The sequence below is a fragment of the Mycobacterium sp. genome (genome assembly GCF_035603715.1).
In the GTDB taxonomy this organism is placed as follows: Bacteria; Actinomycetota; Actinomycetes; order Mycobacteriales; family Mycobacteriaceae; genus Mycobacterium.
In genome coordinates, this window is record NZ_DATNJW010000309.1 from 1 (window position 1) to 3117 (window position 3117).

3 protein-coding genes and 1 pseudogene are annotated in these 3117 nt (G+C 64.0%); 1 reads left to right on the forward strand and 3 read right to left on the reverse strand.

The genetic code is table 11. The features are described from left to right. Nucleotides 1-54 precede the first annotated feature (54 nt). Together VN856_RS12765 and VN856_RS12770 are read right to left on the reverse strand one after the other, a co-directional pair. A complete protein-coding gene (locus VN856_RS12765) occupies nt 55-867 on the reverse strand; it encodes a phthiotriol/phenolphthiotriol dimycocerosates methyltransferase (RefSeq protein ID WP_325689522.1) in 813 nt (270 codons plus the stop codon). Between the two features lie 21 nt (nt 868-888). Continuing rightward, nucleotides 889-2268, reverse strand: a complete 1380-nt coding sequence (locus VN856_RS12770; protein WP_325689524.1) for a cytochrome P450 — start codon at nt 2266-2268, stop codon at nt 889-891. Nucleotides 2269-2419: 151 nt separating this feature from the next. On the opposite strand from VN856_RS12770, the gene VN856_RS12775 reads away from it, so the two are divergent. Next, nucleotides 2420-2815, forward strand: a complete 396-nt coding sequence (locus tag VN856_RS12775; protein ID WP_325689526.1) for a PaaI family thioesterase — start codon at nt 2420-2422, stop codon at nt 2813-2815. Here the strand turns inward: VN856_RS12775 and VN856_RS12780 are convergent. After that, nucleotides 2812-3117 (reverse strand): annotated as a pseudogene (locus VN856_RS12780) (NAD(P)/FAD-dependent oxidoreductase); the annotation flags it as partial. The gene VN856_RS12775 and the pseudogene VN856_RS12780 sit on opposite strands and share 4 nt — an antisense overlap.

Sequence of the window (3117 nt, forward strand, 5' to 3'; positions counted from 1 at the left end):
TATGCACGGGGCTCGCCTGTATCTGAAGGTCAATTCGACTGAAGCCGTTAGGCGTCAGTCCTTGATGAAGTGATACATCCGGTACGACAGCCGTCCGCGCTGCAGTTCCTTGTACATCAGCGTGTCGGGCGCACCGGCGAACAGCCGGCCGAAGGGACGCAGGAACAACGGCAATCGGCTGCCGACCAGGTCCAGGTACCGGCCGGAGTTGTTGTCCAGCCCTCGCAGAACGTCGGGGTTGATTTCGCGCTTGGACTCCAGCCGCAACGGCAGCCCCGCCAGAGCCGCGTCCCACTCGTCGTATTCGAGGAATCCGCGGAAATCGACATAGAGGAAGTGCCCGCCCGGGCGCAGCACCCGGACCATCTCGGAGAGGAAGCGGTCGAAGTGCGGGTAGGCGTGCGAGGCCTCGACGTTGAGCACCGCGTCAAACGACTCATCGGGGAACGGCAGGTGCTCGGCGTCGCCATGCACGAAATCCAGGCCCGGCAGGTCGTAGCGGCGTTTGGCGAATGCGACGCCGTCGGGGTTGAAGTCCAATCCGGTATAGGAGGCCGGGTGCAGCGTCTTCATCACGTAGGCACCGCCGCCGCCATGGCCGCAGCTGGGCTCCAGTACCTTCTTGCCGCTGAGATCGGTCTGGGTCGCAGTGCGGTGGTACAGCTGAATGCAGTATCGGTTGGGCTCGTCCTCTGGCGCCAACGGCAGGCCCATCGGGGGATCCTCTTCGTAGCCCCAGTTGAGAAAGACGACGTCGTCTTGATCCCACCTGCGGGTGACGAAGGGGTACCAGTATTTGTTCATGGCCTTCTTGAACCATGAATAACTGCCAAGGGGTTTCACGTAGTGCCGGAGGGCGCTTGTCACAGCGGCAAGTATGCCAGTGCGTTACGCGCTGCTGCGGTCACCCGCGGATACCGAGTCGGCACCGTTGGACGGCTTGTCGGTTCGCCGGTGCACCATCGCTCTCGCGCCCTTGGCCGGCACGGTCGCCACGCCACGCCACCGCGCGCGCTCGCCCGGCGCATCGGTTGGAATGAAACGGAATTCGCGTAGCAGCATCCGCAGGACGACGTCCGACTCCATGTTGGCGAACGCGGCGCCGACACAACGGTTGACGCCGCCACCGAACGGGATCCAGGCAACGGGCTTGGCGTTGGTGCCCATGTACCGATCCGGGTTGAACGACCCCGCGTCCGGGAAGCTCTCCTCAGAGTCGTGGGCCAGCTTAATGCTGATGATGATGTTGGTCCCCTCCGGAAGGACCCAGTCGCCCAACCGGATTCGCGTTTTCGTGCGCCGTGTCGTGCCGTCCAGAACCGGCCGGGTGCGCTGGACCTCCCAGATGGTGGCCTGCCGCAATTCGGAGCCGCCTGCGTCGGCTTCCTCAGCCAGGCGCGTCATCAGCTCGGGATGGCGGCTCAGCCGCTCCAACGCCCAGGCCAGCGACGATGCCGTTGTCTCGTGGCCGGAGCCGAGCAAGGTGAGCAACTCGTCGGTGATGTGCTCGTCGGAGATCGGCTCGCCGTTTTCGTAGCGGGCCTGCAGCAGCAACGCCAACACATCCTTGCGATCCCCGATGTCGGGGTCGGCCCGCGCCTCGGCGATCAGCGAAGCGATGACGGCGTCGAAGCGACGCCGCCGCTTCATGTAGCGCCCCCACGGACTCCACGGGCCCAGGTCCTTGCGCATGATCGGCGGGCACACCACGAGCAGTGAGCCGAGCGTGACCATGGCCGGCACAGTTTCGCGAAGCTCTTCCAGCGCGGGACCTTCAGCGCCGAACACGGCGCGCAAAATCGCGCCGACGGTGATGCGCAGCATCGGCTCGAGCGTTTCGAACTCGCGGCCTTCGGGCCAGGTCGCGATCTCGCGCGTCACCTCTTCTTCGATGATGCGGTCGTAGCTTCGCATCCGCTTGCCGTGGAACGGCGGCGCCAGCAATTTGCGGCGCTCGCGGTGTTCGTCGCCGGCAAGGCTGAACGTCGAGCCCGGACCGAATGCTTCGCCGATGGACCCGGCCCCCGACGGCGGACGTTCGACCAGCTCGGTGCCGGTGTTGAACAGTTCCTTGGCCAGAACCGGATCGTTGATCACCACCGCGTGGTTGTTGCGTGGCAGATTCACCCTCACCACGTTGCTGTCGTATCGCCGCGATAGAGCGGAAAACATCGCGTGGTTCGAGACCAGAAACTGAAGAGTCTGGATCAGCTTCGGAATCCGGGTACCGGGCGGCAACCGCACGGGCTCGGTCGTAGCCGTCACCATCTAATTCCCCCTGCTATGTCGAGCGTTTCCCAGCCAGGCTCACAGCCCCTTTGAGCCGAGCTCACAGTATCGGTCGGTGCCACGTCGCGCACGAAAGTTCCAACACCCCGGAATCCCGTGTGACGTCGCCGGCCGTGTAAACACTAAAAGCATGCAGCCATTGCCGGAGGCGCCGTTCGACAAGGAATTAGGTCTGGTATTCACCGAGATCAGTCCCGATCGAACGCGCGGTCAGCTGGACGTCGTGCCAAAGCTACTGCAACCGATGGGCATCGTGCATGGCGGTGTCTACTGCTCGATGGTCGAGAGCCTGGCCAGCGTGGCCGCGTACACCTGGATCGCCACCAACGGCGGTGGCTCGGTCGTCGGCGTCAACAACAACACCGACTTCCTGCGTGCGATCAACAGCGGGACGGTCTACGGCGCCGCGACTCCGGTGCATCGGGGGCGGCGACAGCAGCTGTGGATAGTGACCATCGCCGACTCCGACGACCGTCTCGTGGCCCGCGGTCAGGTGCGGCTGCAAAACCTCGAAGCCGAGAACTAACTGGCGGCCTTGGCCGTCTCGTCCTCATGAGCCTCGGCCGCCAATACGGCCAGCTGTTCGAGGCGGGTACGGGCGAAGGCCTGCTGCTCAGTGATCGTGAGCTGTCCGCGCCGGCCACTCAAAAACGTCACAATCCACGACAGCACCGTGGTGATCTTGTTCTTGAACCCGATCAGATAGACCAAGTGCAGCAGCAGCCAGGCGAACCAGCCGATGATGCCACCGAACTCGAGCGGACCGATTTTCACCACCGCGTAGTACCGCGAAACCGCGGCCATCGACCCCTTGTCGAAGTACTGGAA